We start from the raw sequence: 24,498 nt of genomic DNA, 5'->3' as shown, positions 1-24,498 counted from the left end.
CCTGTTCGCGATCAATCGACGTTAAGGCGGTAACCGACGCCTGTCTCGGTCAGGATGTACCGTGGCCGCTCGGGGCTGGCCTCGATCTTCTGGCGAAGCTGTCGGATGTAGATGCGCAGATACTGCACGTCGGTTTCTCCGCCCCACACCTCGCTCATCAGCATCCGGTGGGTCAGTATCTTACCGGCGTGGGCAACCAGCAGGCGCAATATGTCGTATTCCTTCGGCGAAAGTTTAACTTCCGCCCCGCGCACGCGTACGATCCGCCGCACCAGATCGACCGACAGGTCGCCGTTCTGGAAGACGGGTTGCTCGCCCTGCTGCTGCAGCCGGTGCCGGAGCGCGGCGCGGATGCGGGCGAATAGCTCAGCCGTGCCGAACGGCTTCGTGACGTAGTCATCGGCGCCAAGGTCGAGCGCCTCGACCTTGCCCTTTTCATCGACCCTGCTTGACAGGACCAGGATCGGCACGGGGTTGCCGCCCGTCCTCAGAATGCGGATCAGATCGAGCCCCGAAATATCCGGCAGGCCAAGATCGAGAATGATGAGGTCAGGGTGAGAGCGCTCGATCTCGGCAAGCGCCTGCCTGCCGTCGGCCGCCTCCTGAACCCTGAAGTCTTGTGAGGACAGGCTCGTGCGTAAGAGACGCCGGATTGCCGGTTCGTCATCGACCACCAGAATATTCGTGGCAACGGCGTTCATGGGGTGACGCTTATCCTTTCGTCTTCCGGGACCGGCAGCGTTATCGTGAAGACCGCCCCGCCACCGTCGAGGTTGTCGGCTTCGACAGAGCCCCCCATCGCTTCCACGAAGCCCCGACAGATGGCAAGCCCAAGCCCGGTTCCGGCACGCTGGCTGTCGCTTTTGCTGACCCTGTAGAATTTGTCGAAGATGCGATCGAGGTCGGCCCCTGGAATCCCGCCGCCCGCGTCCAGCACCTGCAGCTTCACCGAGCCGCCAGCCCGCCAGCCCCGTATCCGTATGGTCGAGCCTGATGGGGCATATTTGGCGGCATTGTCCAGCAGGTTGAAAAGCACCTGCTCGAACAGCACCGCATCGAGCCGGACCAGCGGGAGGTCTGGCGTCAGGCTGGTTTCGACATGGTGCTCGACAAGGATATTTTCAGCCCGCCGCAATGCCGCACCCACCAGTTCGCTTATATCCTCCAGCCCCATGTTCGGCTCGATCGCGCCGGATTCCAGTTTGGTCATGTCGAGCAGGTTGGCGATGAAACGGTTCAGCCGTTCGGATTCTTCCTGAATGGTCGATAAAAGCGCGTCACGGTCCCTTTGTGGAAGATTGGGCAAGGTGGCCAGACTGTCGGCTGCGCCAAGGATTGACGCAAGCGGGGTGCGAAGGTCGTGCGATATCGAGGTGAGAAGTGCGGCGCGCAGCTTTTCGCGCTCGGCTGCCCGCATGGCGTTGTCGAAGTCGGTTGCGAGGTTGATCCTTTCGATCGCCAGCGCCGCCTGATCGGACAGCGCATCGAGCAGGCGCCGCTCGTCGGGCGTCAGGATCGGGCCGGGCTTGTCGCTGTCGATGCCGATCACCGCGACCGGACCGCGGCCGGTGCGCAATGGCAGGAACAAGCGTTGTGCGCCCGGCAGCGTATCGGCGCCGCGCCCGGCCGGCTGGTTGCTTTCCCACGACCATTTCGCGGCGGCCAGATCGGCCTCTTCGGCCACATCCTCGGGGGGCCATGCAGCCTTGAGCTCAAGTGCGCCATTGTCCGGCAGGAAAAGCACCACGCGCACCTTCAGCATCGAGGCGACCTGTGACGCGATCACCCACAGCAGGTCATCGAGCGAGGCGATGCCGGCAAGCTTGGCGCTGAAACGATAGAGCTCTTCCGTGGTCCTTGCCCGGCTGCGCGCCATCAGGGCCTGGTTGCGCACGCTCGCGGTCAGGTTGCTGGCAACCAGCGCCACGATGAGGAAGAAGAACAGCGCCACCACGTTTTCGGGATCGGAGATCGTGAAGCTGTAATAGGGCGGCAGGAAAAAGAAGTTGAAGGCAAAGACACTGAGCAGGCTGGAAAACAGCGCCGCGCGAAGACCGAACGTGACGGCGCTGACCAGCACCGCAGTGAGAAAGACAAGGGCGACGTTCTGCACTTCGAGGACCCGGCTGAGCAGAATGCCGCAACCCAGCGCGATGCCGACCAGCCCGCAGGAGGCAAGATAAGGCTGGGAATCGAATGGCGTCGCCGGCGCCCGCGTGGCCACAGTCGCGGCATGCGGGGCATCGCCTCCGCTGCCTGAAATGATATGCACGGAAATGTTGCCCGCGCGCCGCGCGATCTCATGGGTGATCGATCCGAAAAGCCATTCGTGCAGGCGGGAGCGTTCGCTCTTGCCGATGACGATATGGCTGAAATTGTTCCTGGCCGCGTAGTCCAGGATCTCTCGGGCAAGCTCGTTGCCGGGGATCGTGACGGCATCGCCGCCGAGGCGCTCGGCAAGCCGCAGCGCTTCGGCGATGCGGTCGCGCGCCGGCTCGGCAAGGCGCATCGCCCGCGAGGTTTCGACATAGAGCGCCGTCCATGGTCCCTGCAGCCGCTCGGCCATGCGGCGGGTATAGCGCACCAGTGCGGCCGCCTTCGGGTGCTCGTTGACCACCACCAGAACACGGTCTCCCGCCGCCCAGGGACCTTTTATGGCGTGCGCCTGCATGTGTGTCAGCAATTGCTGGTCGACGCGCTCGGCCGTGCGCCTCAAAGCCAGTTCGCGCAGCGCCGTCAGGTTGCCTGGCGAGAAATAATGCGCCAGCGCCCGCTCGGCCGCCTGCGGAACATAGACCTTGCCTTCCCGCAGCCGCTGCATCAGATCGGCGGGAGTGATGTCGATCACCTCGATCTCGTCGGCACGGTCGAGGAAGGCGTCAGGGACGGTTTCGCGCACCCTGATGCCGGTAATCTGGGCGACGATATCGTTCAGGCTTTCCAGGTGCTGGATATTGACGGTCGTGTAGACGTCGATGCCTGCGGCAAGCAGTTCCTCAACATCCAGATAGCGCTTGAGATGCCGGCTGCCCGGTGCGTTGCTGTGGGCCAGTTCATCGACCAGGGCGAGCTGCGGCCGACGGGCGAGCACGCTGTCGAGGTCCATCTCCTCCAGCCGCCGCCCCCTGTACTCCACGGTTCGTCTCGGCAGCACCTCAAAGCCGGCGAGAAGAGCTTCGGTCTCGGCGCGACCATGCGTCTCGACCACGCCGATGACGACGTCCACGCCCTCGCGCCTGCGCGCGGCAGCGCTCAGCAACATCTCATAGGTCTTGCCGACACCGGGGGCGGCGCCGAGGAAAACCTTGAAATGACCGCGCGTCTCCCGAGACGCTTCGTTGAGCAGTGCTTCGGGATCGGGTCGGTTACCTTCACTGTTCTGGTTCGCCATCGTCTTCCGCTCCCCTGCCCTTTTTACATGCCGAAGGCGGCAAATGCCCAGATGGGCATTGCCGCTGTAGTCAGGTCAGGCAATATCGACGCTACCTGGACCGTGCGCTCATTGTGAGCCTGTCTCGTCCAGGGCAAGATTGAGCAACAGCACATTCACCACCGGCTCGCCGAACAGGCCCAACTGGCGCGGTTCGACATGAGCGTCCACGATCGCGCGCACCGCGTCCTCGGACAGGCCGCGCGCCTTTGCCACGCGCGACACCTGGAAGAGCGCGGCCTGCGGCGAGATGTGCGGATCGAGCCCGCTGCCCGATGTGGTCACCAGATCGACAGGGACCGGCGCTCCTGGATTTTGCGCGGCGAGCACAGCGGCATCGTCCTCGACGCGGGTGATCAGCTTCTTGCTGGTGGGGCCGAGATTGGATCCGCCGGAGGCCGCGGCGTCATAGCCGTTGCCGGCGGCCGAAGGGCGGGGATGGAAATAGCGGTCGCCGGTGAACGCCTGAGCGATCAGCGCGGAGCCAGCGACATGGCCGTCGCGTTCGATCAGGCTGCCGTTCGCCTGTGTCGGAAAAGCCATCTGGGCGATGCCGGTCACGACCAGCGGATAGGCCAGCCCGGTGATGACGACAAATGCCGTAAGCATGACGAGCGCGGGGCGGATGTGATTGAGCATCTTGCGGCGTCCTTCAGGAAAGTCCGATTGCGCTTATGGCGATGTCGATCGCCTTGATGCCGACGAAGGGGATGATGACGCCTCCGAGGCCGTAGATGAGAAGATTGCGGCGCAGCAGTGCCCCCGCGCCGATGGGCCGGTATTTAACCCCCTTCAGTGCGAGCGGGATCAGCGCCACGATGATGAGCGCGTTGAAGATGATGGCCGAGAGGATGGCGCTTTGCGGGGAACTCAGCCGCATGATGTTGAGCGCCTGGAGCTGCGGATAGAAGGCCACGAACATCGCCGGAATGATGGCGAAGTATTTGGCGACGTCATTGGCGATCGAGAAAGTCGTCAGCGAGCCACGCGTCATCAACAATTGCTTGCCGATTTCCACCACCTCGATCAGCTTGGTCGGGTCGCTGTCGAGGTCCACCATGTTGCCGGCCTCGCGCGCGGCCATGGTGCCGGTGTTCATGGCGACGCCGACATCGGCCTGAGCGAGGGCCGGCGCATCGTTTGTCCCGTCGCCGCACATGGCGACCAGCTTGCCCTTTGCCTGCTCGGTGCGGATCAGTTCGAGCTTGTTCTCCGGCGTTGCCTGGGCGAGAAAGTCGTCGACGCCGGCTTCCGCGGCGATCGCCGCCGCCGTCATGGGATTGTCGCCGGTAATCATCACCGTGCGGATGCCCATATGGCGCAGGGCCGCGAAACGCTCGCGAATGCCGCCCTTGACGATATCCTTGAGGTGGACGATGCCGAGCAGCCTGCCGTCGCGCGCGACGGCCAGCGGAGTGCCGCCAGACTTGGCCACCCGATCGGTGATCTCCCGAAGTTCGCGCACCGCCGCTGTGACCACGACTGTCCCGGATGCGCGCATGGCCGTGCCGGGAAGGGTCGGGACGGGGCTTGAACCCCCGACACAGGCGAGCATCGAATCCACCGCGCCCTTGCGGATGGAACTGCCGTCAATGTCTATGCCACTCATTCGCGTCTGGGCGCTGAATGGTACGAAATGCGCATGCAGTTCGCCCATGTCCCGGCCGCGAATGCCGTATTTCTCCTTTGCCAGCACGACGATGGAACGGCCCTCGGGCGTCTCGTCGGCCAGCGAGGAAAGCTGCGCGGCGTCGGCAAGTTCGCGTTCATCGATGCCGTGCAGCGGCAGGAACTCGGTCGCCTGCCGGTTGCCGAGGGTTATGGTGCCGGTCTTGTCGAGCAGCAGGGTATCGACGTCGCCCGCCGCCTCCACAGCCCGGCCCGACATGGCAAGCACGTTGAAGCGCACCAGCCGGTTCATACCGGCGATGCCGATGGCCGACAGCAACGCGCCGATGGTGGTCGGGATCAGGGTGACGAACAATGCCACCAGCGACACGATCGGGATAGCCCCGCCGGCATAGGCGGCGAAGCTGGGAATGGTGGCCACCGCCAGCACGAAAATGATGGTCATGCCGGCCAGCAGGATGTTGAGCGCGATCTCGTTGGGCGTCTTCTGGCGCTGCGCACCTTCGACGAGCGCGATCATGCGGTCGAGAAAGGTCGAGCCGGCAGCGGCCGTGATGCGCACCCTGATCTGGTCGGACAGCACCTGCGTTCCGCCGGTGACGGCGGAACGGTCGCCGCCGGATTCGCGGATCACAGGCGCGGATTCACCGGTGATCGCCGCCTCGTTTACGGAAGCGATACCCTCGATCACCTCGCCGTCCGAAGGGATGATGTCGCCGGCCTCGACGATCACGACGTCACCGACCTTGAGGCTGGTCGCAGGGACGATCTCGTAGCTCGAATGGCTGTCCGGCGCGAGGAGCTTGGCGTCTGTCTGGGTACGCGCCTTGCGCAGCGCATCGGCCTGGGCCTTGCCTCGTCCCTCGGCGACCGCCTCGGCGAAATTGGCGAAAAGCACCGTGAACCACAGCCAGAGAATGACCTGGAAGGAAAAGGCCAGATGCCCGCTGCCGGTAACAAGGTCGCGCAGGAAGATCAGCGTGGTTAGCACTGCTCCCATTTCGACCACGAACATGACCGGGTTCCTGATCTGGACCATCGGGTGAAGCTTGGCGAAAGCGTGGCCGATCGCCGGCCACACGATCTGCGGATCAAAGACGCCGGTTTCTGCGGGTTTTGACATGATGTGCTCCTGTGACGGCCGCTCAGAAGGACTGCCCTGCAAGCATCGACAGATGCTCGACCACGGGACCCACCGCGAGCGCCGGGAAATAGGTCAGGCCGCCGACGATCAGCACGACGCCGACCAGAAGTCCGATGAACAGTCCGCCGTCGGTCGGGAATGTGCCGATGGAGGCGGGCACGCTCTTCTTCGCCGTCAGCGACCCGGCGATAGCCATCACCGGTACGATTACGAGGAAGCGACCCATCAGCATGGCAAAACCGATGCTGATGTCATACCAGGGCGTGGCGGCGTTGAGCCCGGCGAGCGCGCTGCCATTGTTGGCCGTACCCGATGTGTAGGCATAGAGAACCTCGGAGTAGCCGTGCGGGCCAGCATTGGCGATGGAGGCCAGGCCGGTCGGCAGCATGACCGCGACCGCGGTGAACCCGAGAATGGAAAGCGGCAGCGACAGCACCGCCAGCATCGTCATCTTGACCTCCCTGGCCTCGATCTTCTTGCCGAGATATTCAGGTGTGCGGCCGACCATCAGCCCGGCGATGAAAATCGTCAGGATGACAAACAGCAGCATGCCGTAGAGGCCGGCGCCGACACCGCCGATGATAACCTCGCCAAGCTGCATGTTGATGAGCGGGATCAAGCCGCCGAGCGGCATGAAGCTGTCCATCATGGCGTTGACAGCACCGCAGGAGGCGGCCGTCGTGACCACGGCGAACAGCGCGGAGGCGGCGATGCCGAAGCGGACCTCTTTGCCCTCCATGTTGCCGCCGTCAATTCCGAAGGCGGCGAAGGCCGGATTGCCGTTTGCCTCGGCCCAGTAGGCCACGGCAACGCCGGCGACAAACAGCACCCCCATGGCTGCAAAGATCGCCCAGCCCTGGCGCTCGTTGCCGACCATGCGGCCAAAGACATTGGTGAGGGCCGCGCCGATAGCGAAGATCGAAACCATCTGGACGAGGTTGGTCAACGCAGTCGGGTTTTCAAAGGGATGCGCCGAGTTGGCATTGAAGAAGCCGCCGCCATTGGTGCCAAGCATCTTGATGGCAAGCTGGGATGCCGTCGGACCGACCGCGATCGTCTGCTTCGTACCCTCAAGGGTGGTCGCATCGACATAGGCTCCGAGCGTCTGGGTGACGCCCTGGCTGACATAGAAGATCGCGCACAGGAGAGAGAGCGGCAGAAGGACATAGAGCACGCAACGGACGAGGTCGGTCCAGAAATTGCCGACCGAGCGCGCAGAGGCACGCGAGAAGCCGCGGATCAGCGCCATGGCGATGGCGATACCGGTGGCGGCCGAGACGAAATTCTGCACCGTCAGCCCTGCCATCTGCACGAGGTAGCTCATCGTGCCTTCGCCACCATAGCCCTGCCAGTTGGTGTTGGTGACGAAACTGACGGCGGTGTTGAAGGCGGAACTGGGTGAAACGCCGGCCATCTGCATCGGATTGAGCAGCAGCGCGCCCTGCAGCCTCTGCAATGCAAAAAGCAGGACGAAGCCGGCCGCGTTGAAGGCCAGCATCGCCAGGGTGTAAGTCAGCCAGTGCTGCTCCTGTCGCTCGTCCACGCCGCCGGCGGCGTAGAGCAGCCTCTCCACGGGCCGCAGCACAGGCGAGAGCAAGGTGCGCTCACCTGCCATGACGCGCGTCATGTAACCGCCGAGCGGCCTCACCAGCGCGATGACGACGGCGCAGAAGATCGCTATCTGGAACCAGCCGTAAAGTGTCATGATCGGCGGGCCTCAGAAATGTTCGGGGCGCAAGAGCGCGTAGACGAGATAAACAAGGATAAGTGCGGCCACCAGGCCGCCTGCCGCATAGTCGAATAACATCGGGGTTTTCCTCAAAGCTTTTCGCTGGCAATGCCGTAGAGAACCAGAAGGGCGAAGAAGCCGAGGCCGATTGCCAGCAAGATCACGTCGCTCATCGAGCCGTTCTCCGTGTGCTCATGCATGATGCCGGGATCAGGCAGCGCGCATGACCTGTGTTGTGCACGGGAGATTGGGCCGGGATGCATATATTTTCGAGCGTGGCCGCAGGCGCCCCTCATAGTATTTTCATATATGGATCGGCTTTATGACGGCCCTTTCGAAGAGAAGACGATCGGACACGCGCCACGGATGACCGCCCCAAAGCGGACGCCGGGCACCATCTGCCGAACGCGTTGAGCGAGAGCAGCCGTTCAACGCGCAAGGCTCGATGCTTATGTCTTGACTGGACCGGATCTCTGTCAGTCGGTCGCTGACACGCCGGTGAAAACCGCCAGTTGCGCGTCGAATGCACGCTGGTAGGCGGGCCGCGCCTTGCCGCGCGCGACGTAGGTGGACAGGTTCGGATACTCTTCCAACATGCCCGATCCCTCCAATCTGCGCAGCACCGTCACCATCAGCAGGTCGCCGGCGCTGAACGCGCCATCCAGCCACTCGGCATCGTCAAGGCGACTGGAAAGATCGCCCAGACGCTTTCGGATGTTCGCCTCGAGGACCTGCAGGCGCTGCTCGTACCAGGGCTCGTCGCGCTCCAGGATGTTGGCGAGGCTGCGCTCGAAGATCGGCGGCTCCACGGTGTTGAGCGCGGCAAACATCCAGGCGATCACGCGCATCCGCGCATTCGCATCGTCCGGCAGCAGACCCGGGTGACGTTCCGCTATGTGAAGCACGATCGCTCCAGACTCGAACAGGATGAGATCGCCTTCTTCATAGGTCGGTATTTGTCCGAATGGATGCCGCGCGAGATGCGCGGGTTCCTTCATCGCTTCGAAGGAGAGAAGACGAACGTCATAGGGCTGCCCCACTTCTTCAAGCGCCCACCGAACGCGCATATCACGCGCCAGACCCCTGCCCCGATCGGGCGACCTTGCAAAAGCTGTGATGGTTGGGATCATCGCGCGCGACATGACAGGTGCTCCTTCCGTCAGCGGTTTCAGTGACAGTTTTCCGGGCTGATATAGTAATGACGGACGGAGTCAGGCGAATTCGACATCGCATCGGAATAAATGAAGGCTCTTTCATTTCTCCGGTGCGGGCCCCGGATATTCGAGTTGCATGGTGACCACATTGGTTGTGGCCTCGCCGTAGCGCACCGCGATCGCCTCAAGCGTTTGGTCGAGAACTTCGGCCGGCTTCCCGCCGGAAAAGGTCGAGACGCGCCGGTCTTCCGGCCAGTTGGTGCCTGTTCGGTCGGGAATGATGCGCACGCCGTTCCGGCTCTCCACCGAATCCGGTGCGGCTGCGTGGGTTGTCGCATGTGACCGGTAGGTTCGCGACCATGCGTCGGCAACGAAGGCAAGCGATACCTCGTCCATGCCCGGTTCGAGAGAAACGCCGAATTCTTCCCGGTTCCAAAAGGCCAGCCTGTTGGCGAGCACGGTCATCGCAAATGGGCGCGTGAGCCTGAACGCGCCGCTCGCATGCCGCGAATCCCATCGTTCGAGGCCGAGATCGTGCGCGACCGCTTCCGCCTTCGCCCGTCCCGCCATCGCCTCGATCAGCGTCAGCATCATCGGCATGGACGCGGTAACGCCGGTCGTCGTCGTCACGCCTTCGTCCGAGACCAGCCGCCGGTTTGCGACATAGTCGATGGTCTGATCACGCTTGAGCATTTCATCAAGATAGTACCAGTGTGTCGTTGCGCGTTTCCCGTTGAGCAACCCGGCCGCCGCGACGACCTTGGCGCCAGCGCAGATGCCGATGATCTTCGCGCCCTTTTGCGCCTGGTCTCTGAGCCAGGCGATCACAGCCGGATCGTCATCCCGGCTCATGGCCGGCACGATGACATAGTCCGCTCCTTCGGGATGCGCGGCATCGAATGCCGCGATGGTTGCATCCGGCTCGACCTGAAGTGCGGGAAAGAGCTGCACCGGGCCTGACGCCGCTGCCAGCATCGTCACGTCAGCCACATCAGCGCGGCGCAGGATGCCCGCCGGCACGATATAGTCGGTCGTTTCCGTGGCATCGTTGAGGCCGATGATGGCGACCAGCGGCCGCTCCCGTTTGGTCGGCCTGAGCGAAGCCAGCATGGCGTTCGCCTCTTCCCGCGGCACCGGCGGCGCCTCCATGCCCGCCGTCGCTGCCGGCAGGCTCAGCACCCAGCCTGCAAAGCCCGCCATGGACAGGAGGATTAGGGCGACCCCACCCCAGACGAAGATGGATTTCGACATGACCGGGTGTCTCCTGATGAAGGAACCGAGTGCATGAGAACGTCCGTCATCGGATACTTGCATCGACGAAGAGTCAATTGGTCGGATGTGGCGGGGTTTGACCCTCGGTCGGCTTTCAAGGCGTTGGTCCCTGAAGGCCTCCATACCGACAAAACACAGAGATCATCGCCGCGCTCTCGGCGTTCGCGAGAGAGTAGTAGACAATCCTCCCTTCCCGTCTGGCTTTCACCAGTCCGTCGTGGCGAAGCCGGGCAAGGTGCTGCGAAACCACCGACTGGGGAAGGGTCATGATTTCTTCCAGTTCGGACACCGATTTTTCGCCGTCGGCGAGAAGGCGCAGGACAAGAAAACGCCCTTCATGAGCGGCAGCCTTCAAGACGTCGCTGACCTTTGCCGCCCATGCGGCCAGGCTGTCGAAGCCGGCAGCCGCCGAGGTCAGGTCGGCATTCGGCGCCTGCGCCGAATGCCTCCGTGGTCGAGGCTCGCCAAATGGACGTTCGCCCATATCAAGAAAGTTCGTCAGCATGGCAGGCCCTGGAGATAGCTCTGCAAAATCTCGTATGCGATATATTTATGTGAATATATCACTAGCCCGGAAACGCAAGCTGAAAATGGGCGAAGAGCAAGCCGGGCGCTATCATCCGTGCTCGTACAAGCCAAATTCTGCCCGCTGCCCGTTTCAAATCACATCGTTTACGGCGTGAGGTTTGGCGAAAAGTCGAGACACAATATATTTGCAATAATATAACGATTGCCGCCTGATGAGGAATGCCGTCGGCAATCTAAGCCCCTTCCGGGGCCTTTTCCTTTCGAACGGCCAGAAGCACCGCGATGAAAGCGGAGAGTCCCAGAAGCCAGACCGCCAGCGTGGGAGCGGCAATCGCGGCAAAGCCATATTCTTTATGGAACACGGCTCCGGCCGCGGCCCCTGCAACAAACAAGCACCAGATCAGCGCGTGAGGCGTCCAACTCCACGGCCGTGCGTTTCCGGTCACGGACCCTCCCAATGCCTGACTCAGGCTGACCAGCGTGCCGGTCATGAAGGTGACGCCGAGGCGAATTCCGCGGATGGGTTGCAACGCTGTGTTCTGGACGCCCATGGCAGCCACTACAGGCATGATGGAGAGGGACGAGGGCCAGTTGCTCTCGATCATCAGAAGCGCGCCTGAAAGGCAGGTGCCTTCCAGCGCAATGGCCGCCGGTATTCCCCATGGCCGGATCATACCGGAAATCACGCTCGAAGCCGTAGCCGCAACGACAAAGATAGTGACCAGAAGAAGCGCATGGTACACAGCGTCCGCGTGCATCGTGCTTGCATTGACGCCAAGGGAAATGCTCGCGCCGCTCATGAACGATGCGAAAAAACCGCCAAGCTCGATGAAGCCGACCGCGTCGATGAACCCCGCCAGCGCCGTCAAGATAACACCTATCCCAAATCGCAGCGGCTGGGGGATCACCTCCTGACTCTCTGAGCGTCCGGTCATGTTCGAGGATGCTTTTGGGGTCGGTTCCAGTTTCGCTTCGTCGCTGCCAGCCATCCCTATTCCCGATATTTTTGCTTCGCACGGCTCAGCGGAACATTTTTCTCATCGGTTTGTCATCAATTGTATTCAGGCGCACCGTTGCGTTGCCCACCAGCACCGAATCTTGCGCGGCAGCCATCACAGCCGGGATTTCATGATGGCCGAGAAGCGTGGATCGAAAGCGCGGGAGATTGGCTCGGCGGCAGCGCCCAGCGCCACGGCCCAGCGGTCGCCGAGGCCGGACTGGAGGCGGGCCTGCGGAAAGCGCTCGCGCCGTTCCGAGACCGATGGCAGCAGCGGATGCATGCGCGCCACCAGTTGCTCGACCAGCATCCGTGGCGCACTGCTGCACAGGATGATCGTTTGCGGATCGAAGGTCGATTCCAGAAGCTGCACGGTCCAGCGCAGTCGCTCGGCCGCCCTGGCGAGCCAGTCCAGCATGCGCGGGTCGGCCTGGTCGAGGGCATGGACGACTGTTTCGGACAGGTCGGGATCCGCCGGGTCGATGTCCAGCGCCTTGCACAGCGAGGCGATCGAGGCCACGTGCTCCAGCGGAGCAATGCCGGCGTCTCGGGGCGCGAGCGCCAGCATCATGCCGATCTCGCCGGCATTGCCATAGGCGCCGCCATAGAGTTCGCCATTGACGATCAGGCCGGCGCCAAGGCCATAGCCGAGGAAGATGCAGATGGCGTGGTCGAGCCCGTGCGCGGCGCCAACCATTTTCTCGGCGACGGCAGCAGCCGCGGAGTCGTTCTGCACGACCACTTCAAGGCCGGTTTCAGCGGAGATGGTCTCAACCAGCGGAAAGGCCTGCCAGGCCGTCATCATCCAGGGATCGCCATAATCGGTGTCGATGTCGAATGGACCCGGCATGGCGATGCTAAGGCCGACCAGCCGCTCGTCGGCCTGCGGATCGATCCGGCGCAGCGCATCGCGCGCCTGACCGACGAGGCCAAGCACTGCCTTCACGCCTTGCGCCGGGCCATCTTTCGGCAGTTTCGCCTCCATCTTCACCAGCGCCTCGCCCAGCAGGTTGACCACCACCACGCGCGTCACATGACGATCGATCTGGAGGCCGATGGCAAAAGCGCCTTTGGCCACCAACTGGTAGGGCGTGGCGGGCTGCCCCCTGCCCCTGCGAACGATCTCCCGCGACGTCACCAGCCCGTCGCGCGACAGTTCCTCGATGATGTTCGAAACGGTCTGCGGAGTCAGTCGCGTGGCACGTGCGAGGTCGGCCCGCGACAAGGCGCCGTTCACCCGCAAGGCGTCGATGATGACCCTGCGGTTGTGCGCGCTCGCACCCCCCAGGTTGGTGCCGCTCTTTGCCCGGATCTGCCGCATCTCGCTCATCGACAACCCTCTTGACAGGTTTTCAATATTCATCAAGGAATATTTCAAGACAATTGATTTAATGGGGAGCGCACTTGTTTTCATGTGATGGTCTGGGATTGTGCCGGATGCGGTTGCCTCGCCAACCATGTTGATGAACACTGAGGGAGAAAAGGTCAGTAACGGCCGGGAGGAGTAATTATGCTGAAGCCGATCAAGACTGCGCTGCTGGGCGCAACGCTTTTCACCGCGGCATTTGCCGGCGCGGCACATGCCGAAACCAAGCTCAATGCCTTGTTCATGGCGCAGGCCGCCTATAGCGAGGCCGATGTCCGCGCCATGACCGAAGCCTTCACCAAGGCCAATCCGGATGTGACGGTCAATCTCGAATTCGTCCCCTATGAAGGGCTGCACGACAAGACCGTGCTGGCGCAGGGTTCGGGCGGTGGCTACGACGTCGTGCTGTTCGACGTCATCTGGCCGGCTGAATATGCCGCCAACAATGTGCTGGTGGATGTGAGCGATCGCATCACGCCTGACATGAAGGACGGGGTACTGCCGGGCGCATGGACCACGGTCGAATATGAGGGCAAGCGCTACGGCCTGCCGTGGATCCTCGACACGAAGTATCTCTTCTATAACAAGGAAATCCTTGAGAAAGCCGGCATCACGAACCCGCCGAAGACCTGGGACGAGCTTGCCGAACAGGCCAAGACGATCAAGGAAAAGGGCATCCTCGACACGCCGATTTCCTGGAGCTGGTCGCAGGCCGAGGCCGTGATCTGCGACTACACCACGCTGGTCAGTGCTTATAAGGGCGAATTCCTGAAGGACGGCAAGCCGGCCTTCCAGACCGACGGCGGGCTGGATGCGCTCAACTATATGGTCGATTCCTACAAGTCCGGTCTTACCAATCCAAACTCGAAGGAATTCCTGGAGGAAGACGTACGCCGCGTGTTCCAGAACGGCGAAGCCGCCTTCGCGCTGAACTGGACTTACATGTACAACATGGCCAACGATCCCAAGGACAGCAAGGTGGCCGGCAAGGTTGGCGTCGTGCCGGCGCCGGGCGTCGAAGGCAAGAGCGAGGTTTCGGCCGTCAACGGCTCCATGGGCCTTGGCATCACCACCACCAGCAAGCACCCCGACGAGGCCTGGAAGTATATCGAGTTCATGACTTCGCAGGCGACGCAGAACGCCTATGCCAAGCTCAGCCTGCCGATCTGGACTTCGTCCTATGAGGATCCGGCCGTTGCCGAAGGCCAGGAAGACATGATCGCCGCGGCCAAGGTGGCGCTGGCGGCCATGTATCCGCGCCCGACGACGCCGAAATATCAGGAGCTGTCGACCGCGCTGCAGCTTGCCATTCAGGAAGCGCTGCTCGGGCAGGCTACGCCGGAAGATGCGCTGAATACCGCTGCTGAAAACAGCGGCCTTTGATGACGTAGGCTGAATTCGCGGGCGGCGTTGCTGAACGTCGCCCGCTTTTATTTAGGGATTATCGGAACCGCTCAATGTCCACTGCCTGGGTCAACATGCGCGCATGGCTGCTGATGCTGCCTCTGCTGATCGTCATGGTGGCCGTTATCGGCTGGCCGCTGGTGGACACGGTGCGGCTTTCCTTCACCGACGCCAAGCTGGTGGGCACGTCCGGAAATTTCGTCGGCATCGCCAACTATGTGAAGATGCTGTCGAATACAGGTTTCCAGCGCGCGTTGGTCACCACCACGTGGTTTGCGGTCATCTCGGTCGCGGCCGAGATGGTGGTGGGCGTCGCCGCCGCCCTTCTGCTCAACCAGCAATTCCACGGCCGCGCCGTGCTGCGCGCGCTGATGATCCTGCCCTGGGCACTGCCCACGGTGGTCAACGCCACGCTCTGGCGGCTGATCTACAATCCCGAATATGGCGCTCTCAACGCCGCGCTGACGCAGATTGGTGTGCTCGACGCCTATCGCTCCTGGCTGGGTGAGCCGGGAACCGCACTGGCCGCCCTCATCCTCGCCGACACCTGGAAGAACTTTCCGCTTGTCGCGCTGATCGCTCTCGCCGCATTGCAAGCCGTGCCGCGCGACATCACCTCGGCGGCCATGGTGGACGGGGCCGGCGCATGGTCGCGCTTCCGTTTCGTCATCCTGCCCTATCTCGCCGGCCCACTTATGGTGGCGCTGGTGCTGCGCACCATCGAGGCCTTCAAGGTGTTCGACATCATCTGGGTGATGACGCGCGGCGGCCCCGCCAACTCGACGCGCACCCTGTCGATCCTCGTCTACCAGGAGGCGTTCTCGTTCCAGCGGGCGGGGTCCGGCGCATCGCTGGCGCTGATGGTCACGCTGATGGTGACTGTCCTTGCCGTTATCTACGCGGCCGTCATCCGCAGAACCGCAGGGGCACGCTGATGGAACGCCGCAGTCTTTTCGTCACCATCCTGATCCACATATGCGCGCTGCTGCTGGCAGCGGTCATCCTTGCGCCGGTGGCCTGGCTGTTCATCATGAGCATTTCCTCCACCACCGACCTCATTTCCAAACCGCTGAACTGGTGGCCCGAAACGGTCGATCTGTCGCGCTACACCCGCCTGCTGACGGCTGTGACCAATACCGAAGGCGCAGCCTTCGTGGCGGCGCTGTTCAACAGTTTGCGGGTTGCCGGCATGGCGACGGTTGCAGCGCTTCTTGTGGCCATCCCCGCCGCCTGGGCCGTGTCGCGCACGCCCAAAGTCGGCTGGTCTCTCTATGCGGTGATCGCCACCTATATGCTGCCGCCTGTGGCGCTGGCCGTGCCGCTTTATATGGCGCTTGCGGCACTCGGCTTGCTCAACACCGTGTACGGGCTGGCGTTGGTTTATCTTACCATCCTTGCGCCTTTCACCACCTGGCTCCTGAAATCCGGCTTCGACGCTATTCCGCGCGAGATCGAAAGTGCTGCGATGATAGATGGCGCGCGGCTCGACCAGATCCTGAGGCTCATCACGCTGCCGCTCGCGGCACCCGTGATGGCCACCGCCGCGCTTTTTGCCTTCCTGCTTGCGTGGGACGAGTTCTTCTATGCCCTGCTCTTCACCTCCGACCTCAGGGCCAAGACCCTGACGGTGGCGATCGCCGACCTCGCCGGCGGCCGGGTGTCCGACTATGGCCTGATCGCGACGGCCGGCGTGCTTGCCGCCTTGCCGCCGGTACTGATCGGCCTGTTCATGCAGCGCGCCCTGATTTCGGGGCTGACACAAGGCGGCGTCAAGGGATGACAGTGACAGCAGGAAACGAACGCCCCGCGGGCCTGATCGCCATCGAATACGAAATGGCCCGGCAGAACGCCGACGCCATCGCCTCCTTCGAGGCGGCAAAGCCGGTCGCTGAAAAGATCGCCGAGGCGTTGCGCGCCACCGGCCGCCTGCTCCTGCTCGGCATGGGCGGCTCGCACGCGGTGGGCCGCGCGGTCGAGCCGCTCTACCGCGATCTTGGCATCGATGCCGTCGCCGTGCCGCTGTCCGAACAACTCGGCCAGCCGCTGCCATTGTCGGGTCGAACTATTCTCGTCACCTCGCAGTCGGGCGAAAGTGCCGAGGTGCTGCGCTGGTTCACCGAAGCCGGTGTACCGGAAAACACCTTTGGTCTCACGCTCGACGGCAATTCCAGTCTCGCAAGGACCGTGCCATGCCTCGTCGGCGCCGGCGGAAACGAACAGGCTTTCGCAGCCACGCGCAGTCTCACCATCAGCTTCGCGCTGCATCTGGCGGTGCTGGCCGAGCTTGGCGCCGACCCTACGCAGGCGGTGCAAATTCTCAAGAACCCATCCGCCGCTTCCATCGACGCAGCCGCCGCGTCGCTGGCCAATGTTTCGGCTATCGTCACGTCCGGCCGCCGCACGCAGGGCATCGCAGAGGCCATCGCGCTTGGCCTCACCGAATTGTCGCGCATACCCTGCTTCTCGCTCGAAGGCGGCCAGTTGCGCCACGGGCCGATGGAGATGCTGGGACCCGATATCGGCGTGGTGCTGTTCCGGGCCGCCGACACGACCTCTGAACTCGTCGCGCGCATGGCCGTTTCGGCGGCGCAAGCCGGTTCTCCCGTGGTCGTGTTCGATGCCTCGGGCGAAGCGCCGGTTGCCGGCATCGAGACCATGAAGGTGGACGCCGCATCCGGCGCCGCTGCGATCTTCGCATTGCTGCCGGCCGCGCAACGCTTCATGCTGGCTTTCGCCTCGCATCGCGTGGCCGACGTCGGAACGCCGGTGCGTTCCTCCAAGATCACCAAGGTCGAGTAGTCCCATGACCCTGCACACCATCAGCGGAGAAAGCCGTTGAGCGCCCTGGATATCATCGGCGTGCGCAAGCGCTACGGCACGGTCGACACGCTGAAGGGCATCGACCTGTCTCTGGAGAGCGGCGAGTTTCTGGTTCTGCTGGGACCTTCGGGCTGCGGCAAGTCCACCCTGCTCAACATAATCGCCGGGCTTGCTGAGCCGACAGCGGGCGACGTGCACATCGATGGACGTTCCGTTGTCGGCGTGCATCCCAAGGACCGCGACATCGCCATGGTGTTCCAGTCCTATGCGCTTTATCCGAATTTGACGGTGGCGCGGAATATCGGCTTTGCGCTGGAGATGCGCAAAGTGCCGGCGGCCGAACGCGCCGAGGCGGTGAAGAAGGCCGCAAAGATCCTGCAGATCGAAAACCTGCTCGAACGCCGGCCATCCGAGCTTTCCGGTGGCCAGCGCCAGCGCGTCGCCATCGGCCGCGCTCTGGTGCGCAACCCGCAGGTGTTCCTGTTCGACGAGCCGCTGTCCAATCTCGACGCCAAGCTGCGCATGGAAATGCGCACCGAACTGAAGCGTCTGCACCAGATGCTCGGCACTACGGTGGTTTATGTCACGCACGACCAGATCGAGGCGATGACGCTCGCCACCCGCATTGCTGTGATGCGCAACGGCCAGATCGAGCAGCTTGCAACGCCGGCCGAAATTTATGAGCGGCCGGCCACGCTCTATGTTGCCGGTTTCGTCGGCTCGCCCTCCATGAACATGCTCGATGCGCGCATCGAAGGTGGCATGGCTCGCGTCGAAGGCTCCGAAGTCGCCATTCCATTGCCAGTCGAAGCCGCTGCCAAGGGCAAGCCCGATCAGAATCTGGTGCTGGGTATCCGCCCGGAAAATCTGCGCCTGGCTTCGGACGGTGAAGTGCTGGCCCTTGAGGCAGCCGTTGACGTGGTGGAACTGACCGGGCCGGAACTCGTCGTCAACGCGATGGTGGGAGCGCAGCGTATCACCGCCACCCTGCCCCCGAAGTCCGGCATAGAGGTTGGGTCGCCTCGCCGTTTCGGTTTCGACGCCGGTGCCGTCCACGTCTTCGACAAGGAAACCGGCAAGCGGCTGTAGCTTCTTGCCGGCGTTGCAGCTTACGCTGCCGTTGTCACCGCCTCGCCTGGCATCCAAAACCAGCGCAGCGCCTCGGCCTCGCTGCTCAGGCTATTTTGAGCGTCCGCATTCCCACCGGCGGTATCCGCCAGTTCCTGTGCAAGCCGCAGGCAGGCGGAGAAATCGGGTGCATCGTCAGTCGAGGGTGGCATGGCCTTACCCGACCAGATGTCGCCCAGTTCGGAAATAGCTGCCGCTTCGCGAAGCGGAGCATCGACTACGCGCCACAGGCCGGCCTTGGCGTCCACCTCGTAGAGCGGCAGGAAATCGGCACCACGCTGCGCGATGAAGCGCACCGCCGAGATGATGTAGGCCACCGTCTCTTCGTTGAAGAAGTAGTTGAAGCCGAGCCGTACCCAGCCGGGGCGCAGCAGGCTTTCGCCGCCGGCCACCAGTGCCTCGTGTCGTTCAGCCTGCCCCGCCGGAATGGCCAGCAGGTCGTGCGCATAGGGCCCGGCGCAGGAACAGCCGGCGCGTGCCTGGATGCCGAACAGGTCGTTCAGCAGTGCGGTGACGAAGCCGTGATGCAAGGTCTTGCCCCCGGCGCGGATATTGAAGGCGAAGATGCCGGCACGGCTTGCCGTCGGCGAACCGAGCACATCGATGGCCGGTTCGGCCAGAAACGCCTGCATGACCTTGTCGACGATGACGCCTTCGCGCCGTTCGATCTCCTGTGCGCCGACGCTCGATTTCAACTCCAGCGCGATGCCGGCGCGGATGTCGCCGACGATATTGGGCGTTCCGGCTTCCTCGCGGCGTTCCGCGTCCGCAACGAAGACGTGATGGTCCGCGGTGACGTAAGCGACCGTGCCGCCCCCGGCGATGGATGGCACCGTGCCGCACAGCAGCGCACGGTCGGCAATCAGCAGACCCGACGCGCCCGGCCCGCCGATGAACTTGTGCGGCGAGAGGAACGCGGCGTCGATATGGTCGCCCGCGCCCGGCGCGCTCTCGGCCATGTCGATGTCCATGTAAGGCGCACCGGCGGCATAGTCGCAGAAAAACAGCGCGCCATGTCGATGCAGAAGTGCTGCCAGCCTGCGCATGTCGGTCTTGATGCCCGTGACGTTGGAGGCGGCCGAAAACGCGCCGATCTTCCTTTCGCGGCCTTCGTGCTTCACCAGCAGCCGTTCCAGCGTATCGAGGCAGATCTGGCCTTCCGCGTCGAGGGGAACGCGCTCGACGTCCACCAGCGCCTCGCGCCATTGCAGGTCGTTGGAGTGATGCTCATAAGGCCCGACGAAGACTACGGGCCGGGAGGCCTCGCCCTGCCCTCGCGTCTTTGCGCGCAGCGTCGCCGGAGCATAAAGCCCCATCGCGCGGATCAGCTTGTCGATCGCGCCGGTCGCGCCCGATCCGGAGAAAATCACGGCATGCCGCGGTCCCGCGCCCACCGCACGCCTGACCGCCGCACGCGCCATTTCGCGCAGTCGCGTTGTCTCGCGCCCGGTGAAGGATGTTTCGGTGTGGGTGTTGCCATAAAAGGGCAGCACGAGGTCGCGCACCGCATCTTCCACGAAAGTCAGCGCCCGGCCCGAGGCGACGTAGTCGGCATAGACCAGCGGACGCGGGCCGAACGGCCCGTCGATGCGCATCCCTTCGCCAACAACACCTTGCCTGATCTTCTCCACCAACCCGTCAGGCGATGACGCCGAGGGGCAGTTCGGTCGAGTATTTGATCTGTTCCATGGAGAAGCAGGACGTGACATCACTCAGTTCGATCTCATCGATGAAGTTCTTGTAGAAGGTGTCGTAAGCGGCGTTGTTCCTGGTGATGACCTTGAGCAGATAGTCGTATTCGCCCGCCAGCCGGTTCACCTCGACAATCTCCGGGAACTTGCCGACAGCCGCATTGAAACGTTCCAGCCATGCCCTGTTGTGCTGGTTGGTTCGGATCATCACGAAGACCGTCAGTTCGAGCCCGACGCGCTCCTGGTTCAAAAGCGTCACCCGCCCGTCGATGAACCCTTCGCGCTCCAGCCGCTGCAGCCGCCGCCAGCATGGCGTCGGCGAAAGACTGACGCGCTCGGCGATGGCTGATACGGATAGACTAGCATCCTTCTGGATTTCGCAAAGAATCTTTTTATCGAAGTCGTCAACTTGCATGGTTCACCTCAAAAACGTGAAAATGATAGGATGAACATTTCTAGCCGACTTCGATTTCCATTGAAACGGAAACAAGCCGCCTAATTCCGAGCGGGACGCAAAGGCGCACAAGGCATCCGGCGCAATGAAAAAGCCCGGCGTCGATGACGCCGGGCTCCCTGAAAGCGGATAGTTCGATTCGGGCTCAGACGCGCTCGAGCGCGATCGCGATGCCCTGTCCGACGCCGATGCACATGGTGGCCAGCGCCAGCTTGCCGCCGCGCTCCTTCAGCTCAAGTGCGGCCGTGCCTGAAATGCGCGCGCCCGACATGCCGAGCGGATGGCCCAGAGCGATCGCACCGCCATTCGGGTTCACATGTTCCGCGTCCTCGGAAATGCCGAGGTCGCGCAGCACGGCGATGCCCTGGGAGGCGAATGCTTCATTGAGTTCGATGACATCGAAGTCGGACGGTTTGATGCCGAGCCGGGCGCACAGCTTCTTCGTTGCCGGTGCCGGGCCCATGCCCATGATGCGCGGGGCAACGCCGGCGGTTGCGCCGCCAATGATGCGGGCAATCGGCGTCAGGCCATATTTCCTGATCGCGGCCTCCGAGGCCACGATGAGGGCGGCCGCGCCGTCATTGACACCCGAGGCGTTGCCGGCCGTCACCGTGCCGCCTTCCTTCTTGAAAGGCGTTCCCAGCCTGGCCAGTGCTTCGAGGGTGGTGCCAGCACGCGGATGCTCGTCTTTGGCGACAACCACCGGATCACCCTTGCGCTGCGGGATCGTCACAGGCGTAATTTCCTTCGCCAGTCGTCCGTTTTCCTGCGCGGCCACGGCCTTGGCCTGGCTGCGCACGGCGAAGGCGTCCTGGTCGGCACGGCTGACGGAAAAGTCCGCGGCGACGTTCTCGCCGGTTTCCGGCATGGAATCGACGCCATACTGTTTCTTCATCAGCGGGTTGATGAAACGCCAGCCGATGGTGGTGTCGTAGATTTCCGCGTTGCGCGAAAACGCGGTATCGGCCTTGGGCATGACGAAGGGCGCGCGGCTCATCGATTCCACGCCGCCGGCGATCATCAGCTCGGCCTCGCCGGCCTTGATGGCGCGCGCGGCGGTGATGACGGCATCCATGCCCGAGCCGCACAGGCGGTTCATCGTCGTGCCCGGCACTTCGATGGGCAGGCCGGCCAGCAGCGATGCCATGCGCGCGACGTTGCGGTTGTCCTCACCCGCCTGGTTGGCGCAGCCATAGATAACGTCGTCCACAGCGGCCCAATCGACGGAGGCATTGCGCTCGACCAGCGCCTTCAGCGGGATCGCGCCAAGATCGTCGGCGCGTACCGAAGACAGCGAGCCGCCGAAACGGCCGATGGGCGTGCGGATGTAGTCACAGATATAGGCGTCGGCCATATTTTATACCTCCGGAACGACGAGATCTTTGACGCTGCCTTCGACCACAAGCGTGGCTTCGGTCAAGGCCTGGAGTTCATCGAGACTGATGCTCGGCAGCTTTTCGCGAAGAACGAAGCGCGCGTCGACGATGTCGAGCACGGCGAGGCTTGTATAAACCGTCGTCACGCAGCCGACGCCGGTCAGCGGCAGACGACACTGTTTCAGAAGCTTCGGCTTCCCATGCTTGGTGACGTGGTCGGTGATGACGCAAACCCGCTTGGCGCCATGCACGAGGTCCATCGCGCCGCCCACGGCCGGCACCGAGCCCGGCCCCGTGCTCCAGTTCGCCAGATCGCCGTTCTCGGCAACCTCGTAGGCGCCCAGGATGGCGACATCCAGATGCCCGCCGCGCACCATGGCAAAGCTGTCGGCATGGTGGAAGAAGGAAGCTCCCGGATTGAGCGTGACGGCCTTCTTGCCGGCGTTGATCAGGTCCCAGTCCTCCTGGCCGGCAGGCGGTGCCTCGCCGAAATCGAGGATGCCGTTTTCGGTGTGATAGATCACCTCGCGGCCATCGGGCTTGAACTTGGCGACCATCTCGGGAAAGCCGATGCCGAGGTTGACATAGGCGCCGTCGGGAATGTCCTGCGCAGCACGCCATGCAATCTGCGCGTTCGTCAGTTTGGCCGTCATCACTTGGTCACCTCGCGCAACAGAGCTTCTTCCTGCTTCGGGCTTGCAACTTCCACGATCCGGTTCACGAAAATGCCCGGCGTCACGATATGCTCGGGATCGATACCGCCGGGCTCCACGACGCGGCTTGCCTGCACGATGGTGGTCGCCGCCGCCGTCGCCATCAGCGGCGAGAAATTGCGCGCCGCCATGTGGTAGGTGAGATTGCCCTTGCGGTCGGCCAGTTCGGCCTTGAGCAGCGCCACGTCCGCCTTCAGCCAGCGCTCCTGAACGTATTTGCGGCCTTCGAATTCGGCGACGGGCTTGCCGTCCGCAACCAGAGTGCCGTAGCTAGTCGGCGTGTAAAAGGCAGGAATGCCCGCGCCGCCAGCGCGGATGCGCTCGGCCAGCGTGCCCTGCGGCACCAGTTCGAGTTCGATTTCGCCCGCGAGATATTTTTCCGTGAATGCCCTGGGATCGGACGAACGCGGGAACGAGCAGACCATCCTGGCAACCATGCCCGCATAGATCATGGCCGCGATGCCGACATCACCGTTGCCGGCATTGTTGTTCACGACGGTAAGCCGACCGGGCGATCCGGTCTTCTTATATCGCTCGACCAGCGCATGAATGAGTTCGATCGGCGCGCCGGCTCCGCCGAAACCGCCAATCATCACCACCATGCCGTCCTGGATGTCGGCGACCGCATCCTCCACGCTCGGACTGATCTTGTTCATCGTTACTCTCACCTATCGTAACTGGCGACCGTGATGGCCGCAGAGAGAAACCCCAGGCATCGTCTCCCTGTGTGGGTCGATGCTTTCACAAATGTTCGTATTGCGAACATTTGTTTTATATGCGATACTTTGCCATGATCACTTCCGAAGAGTCAACCTGCGTTGCGGCCTGCGGCCGCGCCTGTGGAGGCATTACCCATGTCCGATGAAGCAGCGTCGCGAGACCATGTAAACTCGCTGGAGCGCGGGCTCGGTGTGATGGAGATCCTCGCCGCCCATCCAGGCGGGCTTACGCTCACCGAAACCGCCGAAAAAGCCGGGCTGACGCGTGCCGGCGCGCGGCGCTTCCTGCTGACGCTGGTGGCGACCGGCTATGCTACGCAGACCGGCCGGCTGTTCGCGCTCTCGCCACGGCTGCTGTCGGTGGCGCGCACCTGGTTGCAAGGCACCTCGCTCTGGGGTTTTGCGGAACCCTTCATGCGCCACACGGCAGCCGCACTGCAGGAGTCCTGTTCCGCCACCATCCTGTCGGGTGACGATGTCGTCTATGTGGCCCGCGTCGCGGGTCCGCGCATCGTCAACCTGGAACTGCATGTCGGTTCGCATCTGCCGGCCTATTGCACGGCCATGGGCCGTGTTCTGCTCTCGGGCCTGGAACCCGGGGAGGTGGATGCTTTCCTTGCCCGCAATGCCCTTCTGCCAAAGACTGACAAGACCCTCACGGATCCGAAACGCATTGCCGAAGCCGTTGCAACTGTGCAACGGGACGGCTACGCGCTGGTTGATGAGGAACTGGAAATCGGACTGCGCTCGATTGCGGTGCCGCTGCGCGACCGTTCCGGTGCGATCGTCGCGGCCATCAATGTCTCGACCCAGTCTGCGCGCCATTCCGTTGCTGAGATGGAGCGCGATTTCCTGCCCCTGCTGACACAGACGGCGGCGCGGATCGAGGACTTTTTCGTGCAGTAGGCACCAACTCTTCACCTCGCCGCCATGGAGAGATGAAG

22 protein-coding genes are annotated in these 24,498 nt (G+C 63.1%); 6 read left to right on the top strand and 16 right to left on the bottom strand.

Annotated elements, in window-relative coordinates; all coding sequences use genetic code 11:
• Positions 1 to 11 precede the first annotated feature (11 nt).
• The 11 genes from C7441_RS01980 to C7441_RS01930 form a co-directional block, all read right to left on the bottom strand.
• A complete protein-coding gene (locus C7441_RS01980; RefSeq protein ID WP_109611474.1) occupies positions 12 to 701 on the bottom strand; it encodes a response regulator in 690 nt (229 codons plus the stop codon).
• A complete protein-coding gene (locus C7441_RS01975) occupies positions 698 to 3,391 on the bottom strand; it encodes a sensor histidine kinase (RefSeq protein ID WP_109611473.1) in 2,694 nt (897 codons plus the stop codon). The genes C7441_RS01980 and C7441_RS01975 overlap by 4 nt, the downstream gene beginning before the upstream one ends.
• A gap of 108 nt (positions 3,392 to 3,499) precedes the next feature.
• Positions 3,500 to 4,069, bottom strand: coding sequence for a potassium-transporting ATPase subunit KdpC (kdpC, locus tag C7441_RS01970; protein WP_109611472.1), 570 nt, complete (start codon positions 4,067 to 4,069; stop codon positions 3,500 to 3,502).
• Between the two features lie 13 nt (positions 4,070 to 4,082).
• Positions 4,083 to 6,182: a potassium-transporting ATPase subunit KdpB gene (gene kdpB / locus C7441_RS01965; protein ID WP_109611471.1), complete on the bottom strand. Its 2,100-nt coding sequence runs from the start codon at positions 6,180 to 6,182 to the stop codon at positions 4,083 to 4,085.
• Between the two features lie 22 nt (positions 6,183 to 6,204).
• A complete protein-coding gene (gene kdpA, locus C7441_RS01960) occupies positions 6,205 to 7,908 on the bottom strand; it encodes a potassium-transporting ATPase subunit KdpA (protein ID WP_109611470.1) in 1,704 nt (567 codons plus the stop codon).
• Between the two features lie 12 nt (positions 7,909 to 7,920).
• Complete coding sequence (gene kdpF / locus C7441_RS01955; RefSeq protein ID WP_019172546.1) at positions 7,921 to 8,010, bottom strand: K(+)-transporting ATPase subunit F; 90 nt, start codon at positions 8,008 to 8,010, stop codon at positions 7,921 to 7,923.
• A 398-nt stretch (positions 8,011 to 8,408) separates the two neighbouring features.
• Entirely contained in the window at positions 8,409 to 9,062 is a 654-nt protein-coding gene (locus C7441_RS01950) for a glutathione S-transferase family protein (RefSeq protein ID WP_109611609.1), read from the bottom strand.
• Between the two features lie 123 nt (positions 9,063 to 9,185).
• Positions 9,186 to 10,337 (bottom strand): DJ-1/PfpI family protein, encoded by a 1,152-nt coding sequence (locus C7441_RS01945; protein ID WP_109611469.1) that lies wholly within the window; start codon positions 10,335 to 10,337, stop codon positions 9,186 to 9,188.
• Positions 10,338 to 10,452: 115 nt separating this feature from the next.
• Positions 10,453 to 10,863 (bottom strand): ArsR/SmtB family transcription factor, encoded by a 411-nt coding sequence (locus C7441_RS01940; protein WP_244916032.1) that lies wholly within the window; start codon positions 10,861 to 10,863, stop codon positions 10,453 to 10,455.
• A 256-nt stretch (positions 10,864 to 11,119) separates the two neighbouring features.
• The gene (locus C7441_RS01935) at positions 11,120 to 11,875 is read right to left on the bottom strand and encodes a YoaK family protein (RefSeq protein ID WP_109611468.1); all 756 of its coding nucleotides are present in this window, start codon (positions 11,873 to 11,875) and stop codon (positions 11,120 to 11,122) included.
• Positions 11,876 to 11,998: 123 nt separating this feature from the next.
• Positions 11,999 to 13,213: an ROK family transcriptional regulator gene (locus C7441_RS01930; RefSeq protein WP_109611467.1), complete on the bottom strand. Its 1,215-nt coding sequence runs from the start codon at positions 13,211 to 13,213 to the stop codon at positions 11,999 to 12,001.
• Between the two features lie 180 nt (positions 13,214 to 13,393).
• Here C7441_RS01930 and C7441_RS01925 point away from each other — a divergent pair, with 180 nt between their 5' ends.
• The 5 genes from C7441_RS01925 to C7441_RS01905 all read left to right on the top strand — a co-directional run bounded on the left by C7441_RS01925 (position 13,394) and on the right by C7441_RS01905 (position 18,562).
• Positions 13,394 to 14,632: an extracellular solute-binding protein gene (locus C7441_RS01925; RefSeq protein ID WP_109611466.1), complete on the top strand. Its 1,239-nt coding sequence runs from the start codon at positions 13,394 to 13,396 to the stop codon at positions 14,630 to 14,632.
• Positions 14,633 to 14,706: 74 nt separating this feature from the next.
• Positions 14,707 to 15,588, top strand: coding sequence for a carbohydrate ABC transporter permease (locus tag C7441_RS01920; RefSeq protein ID WP_109611465.1), 882 nt, complete (start codon positions 14,707 to 14,709; stop codon positions 15,586 to 15,588).
• Positions 15,588 to 16,433 (top strand): carbohydrate ABC transporter permease, encoded by an 846-nt coding sequence (locus C7441_RS01915; RefSeq protein WP_109611464.1) that lies wholly within the window; start codon positions 15,588 to 15,590, stop codon positions 16,431 to 16,433. The genes C7441_RS01920 and C7441_RS01915 overlap by 1 nt, the downstream gene beginning before the upstream one ends.
• Positions 16,430 to 17,452 (top strand): SIS domain-containing protein, encoded by a 1,023-nt coding sequence (locus tag C7441_RS01910; RefSeq protein WP_109611463.1) that lies wholly within the window; start codon positions 16,430 to 16,432, stop codon positions 17,450 to 17,452. Before C7441_RS01915 ends, C7441_RS01910 begins: the two co-directional genes overlap by 4 nt.
• Before the next feature lie 36 nt (positions 17,453 to 17,488).
• Positions 17,489 to 18,562 (top strand): ABC transporter ATP-binding protein, encoded by a 1,074-nt coding sequence (locus C7441_RS01905; protein ID WP_109611462.1) that lies wholly within the window; start codon positions 17,489 to 17,491, stop codon positions 18,560 to 18,562.
• 20 nt (positions 18,563 to 18,582) lie between these two features.
• Here the strand turns inward: C7441_RS01905 and C7441_RS01900 are convergent, their stop codons facing one another.
• The 5 genes from C7441_RS01900 to C7441_RS01880 form a co-directional block, all read right to left on the bottom strand.
• Positions 18,583 to 20,196, bottom strand: a complete 1,614-nt coding sequence (locus C7441_RS01900; RefSeq protein ID WP_210205597.1) for an aminotransferase class V-fold PLP-dependent enzyme — start codon at positions 20,194 to 20,196, stop codon at positions 18,583 to 18,585.
• A gap of 43 nt (positions 20,197 to 20,239) precedes the next feature.
• Positions 20,240 to 20,707, bottom strand: a complete 468-nt coding sequence (locus tag C7441_RS01895; RefSeq protein ID WP_109611460.1) for an Lrp/AsnC family transcriptional regulator — start codon at positions 20,705 to 20,707, stop codon at positions 20,240 to 20,242.
• A 184-nt stretch (positions 20,708 to 20,891) separates the two neighbouring features.
• Entirely contained in the window at positions 20,892 to 22,100 is a 1,209-nt protein-coding gene (gene pcaF, locus C7441_RS01890; RefSeq protein ID WP_109611459.1) for a 3-oxoadipyl-CoA thiolase, read from the bottom strand.
• Between the two features lie 3 nt (positions 22,101 to 22,103).
• Positions 22,104 to 22,775, bottom strand: a complete 672-nt coding sequence (locus C7441_RS01885; RefSeq protein WP_019172534.1) for a 3-oxoacid CoA-transferase subunit B — start codon at positions 22,773 to 22,775, stop codon at positions 22,104 to 22,106.
• Complete coding sequence (locus tag C7441_RS01880; protein WP_109611458.1) at positions 22,775 to 23,491, bottom strand: 3-oxoacid CoA-transferase subunit A; 717 nt, start codon at positions 23,489 to 23,491, stop codon at positions 22,775 to 22,777. Before C7441_RS01880 ends, C7441_RS01885 begins: the two co-directional genes overlap by 1 nt.
• Before the next feature lie 198 nt (positions 23,492 to 23,689).
• Between C7441_RS01880 and C7441_RS01875 the strand changes: the two genes are divergently transcribed.
• Entirely contained in the window at positions 23,690 to 24,460 is a 771-nt protein-coding gene (locus C7441_RS01875) for an IclR family transcriptional regulator domain-containing protein (RefSeq protein ID WP_109611457.1), read from the top strand.
• Positions 24,461 to 24,498: the final 38 nt, after the last annotated feature.

This window comes from Pseudaminobacter salicylatoxidans (assembly GCF_003148475.1).
Taxonomy (GTDB): Bacteria; Pseudomonadota; Alphaproteobacteria; order Rhizobiales; family Rhizobiaceae; genus Pseudaminobacter; species Pseudaminobacter salicylatoxidans.
Note: the sequence above shows the minus strand (reverse complement) of the source record. Positions and strands in the feature narration are given on the sequence as shown.

Coding starts and splice junctions, on each gene's coding strand:
- kdpA (WP_109611470.1), bottom strand. CDS start 7,908: ATGACACTTTACGGCTGGTTCCAGATAGCGATCTTCTGCGCCGTCGTC.
- C7441_RS01900 (WP_210205597.1), bottom strand. CDS start 20,196: ATGCGCATCGACGGGCCGTTCGGCCCGCGTCCGCTGGTCTATGCCGAC.
- kdpC (WP_109611472.1), bottom strand. CDS start 4,069: ATGCTCAATCACATCCGCCCCGCGCTCGTCATGCTTACGGCATTTGTC.
- C7441_RS01910 (WP_109611463.1), top strand. CDS start 16,430: ATGACAGTGACAGCAGGAAACGAACGCCCCGCGGGCCTGATCGCCATC.
- C7441_RS01875 (WP_109611457.1), top strand. CDS start 23,690: ATGTCCGATGAAGCAGCGTCGCGAGACCATGTAAACTCGCTGGAGCGC.
- C7441_RS01885 (WP_019172534.1), bottom strand. CDS start 22,775: ATGACGGCCAAACTGACGAACGCGCAGATTGCATGGCGTGCTGCGCAG.
- C7441_RS01925 (WP_109611466.1), top strand. CDS start 13,394: ATGCTGAAGCCGATCAAGACTGCGCTGCTGGGCGCAACGCTTTTCACC.
- C7441_RS01920 (WP_109611465.1), top strand. CDS start 14,707: ATGTCCACTGCCTGGGTCAACATGCGCGCATGGCTGCTGATGCTGCCT.
- C7441_RS01930 (WP_109611467.1), bottom strand. CDS start 13,213: ATGAGCGAGATGCGGCAGATCCGGGCAAAGAGCGGCACCAACCTGGGG.
- C7441_RS01975 (WP_109611473.1), bottom strand. CDS start 3,391: ATGGCGAACCAGAACAGTGAAGGTAACCGACCCGATCCCGAAGCACTG.
- C7441_RS01980 (WP_109611474.1), bottom strand. CDS start 701: ATGAACGCCGTTGCCACGAATATTCTGGTGGTCGATGACGAACCGGCA.
- kdpB (WP_109611471.1), bottom strand. CDS start 6,182: ATGTCAAAACCCGCAGAAACCGGCGTCTTTGATCCGCAGATCGTGTGG.
- kdpF (WP_019172546.1), bottom strand. CDS start 8,010: ATGTTATTCGACTATGCGGCAGGCGGCCTGGTGGCCGCACTTATCCTT.
- C7441_RS01880 (WP_109611458.1), bottom strand. CDS start 23,491: ATGAACAAGATCAGTCCGAGCGTGGAGGATGCGGTCGCCGACATCCAG.
- C7441_RS01945 (WP_109611469.1), bottom strand. CDS start 10,337: ATGTCGAAATCCATCTTCGTCTGGGGTGGGGTCGCCCTAATCCTCCTG.
- C7441_RS01935 (WP_109611468.1), bottom strand. CDS start 11,875: ATGGCTGGCAGCGACGAAGCGAAACTGGAACCGACCCCAAAAGCATCC.
- C7441_RS01895 (WP_109611460.1), bottom strand. CDS start 20,707: ATGCAAGTTGACGACTTCGATAAAAAGATTCTTTGCGAAATCCAGAAG.
- pcaF (WP_109611459.1), bottom strand. CDS start 22,100: ATGGCCGACGCCTATATCTGTGACTACATCCGCACGCCCATCGGCCGT.
- C7441_RS01940 (WP_244916032.1), bottom strand. CDS start 10,863: ATGCTGACGAACTTTCTTGATATGGGCGAACGTCCATTTGGCGAGCCT.
- C7441_RS01915 (WP_109611464.1), top strand. CDS start 15,588: ATGGAACGCCGCAGTCTTTTCGTCACCATCCTGATCCACATATGCGCG.
- C7441_RS01950 (WP_109611609.1), bottom strand. CDS start 9,062: ATGATCCCAACCATCACAGCTTTTGCAAGGTCGCCCGATCGGGGCAGG.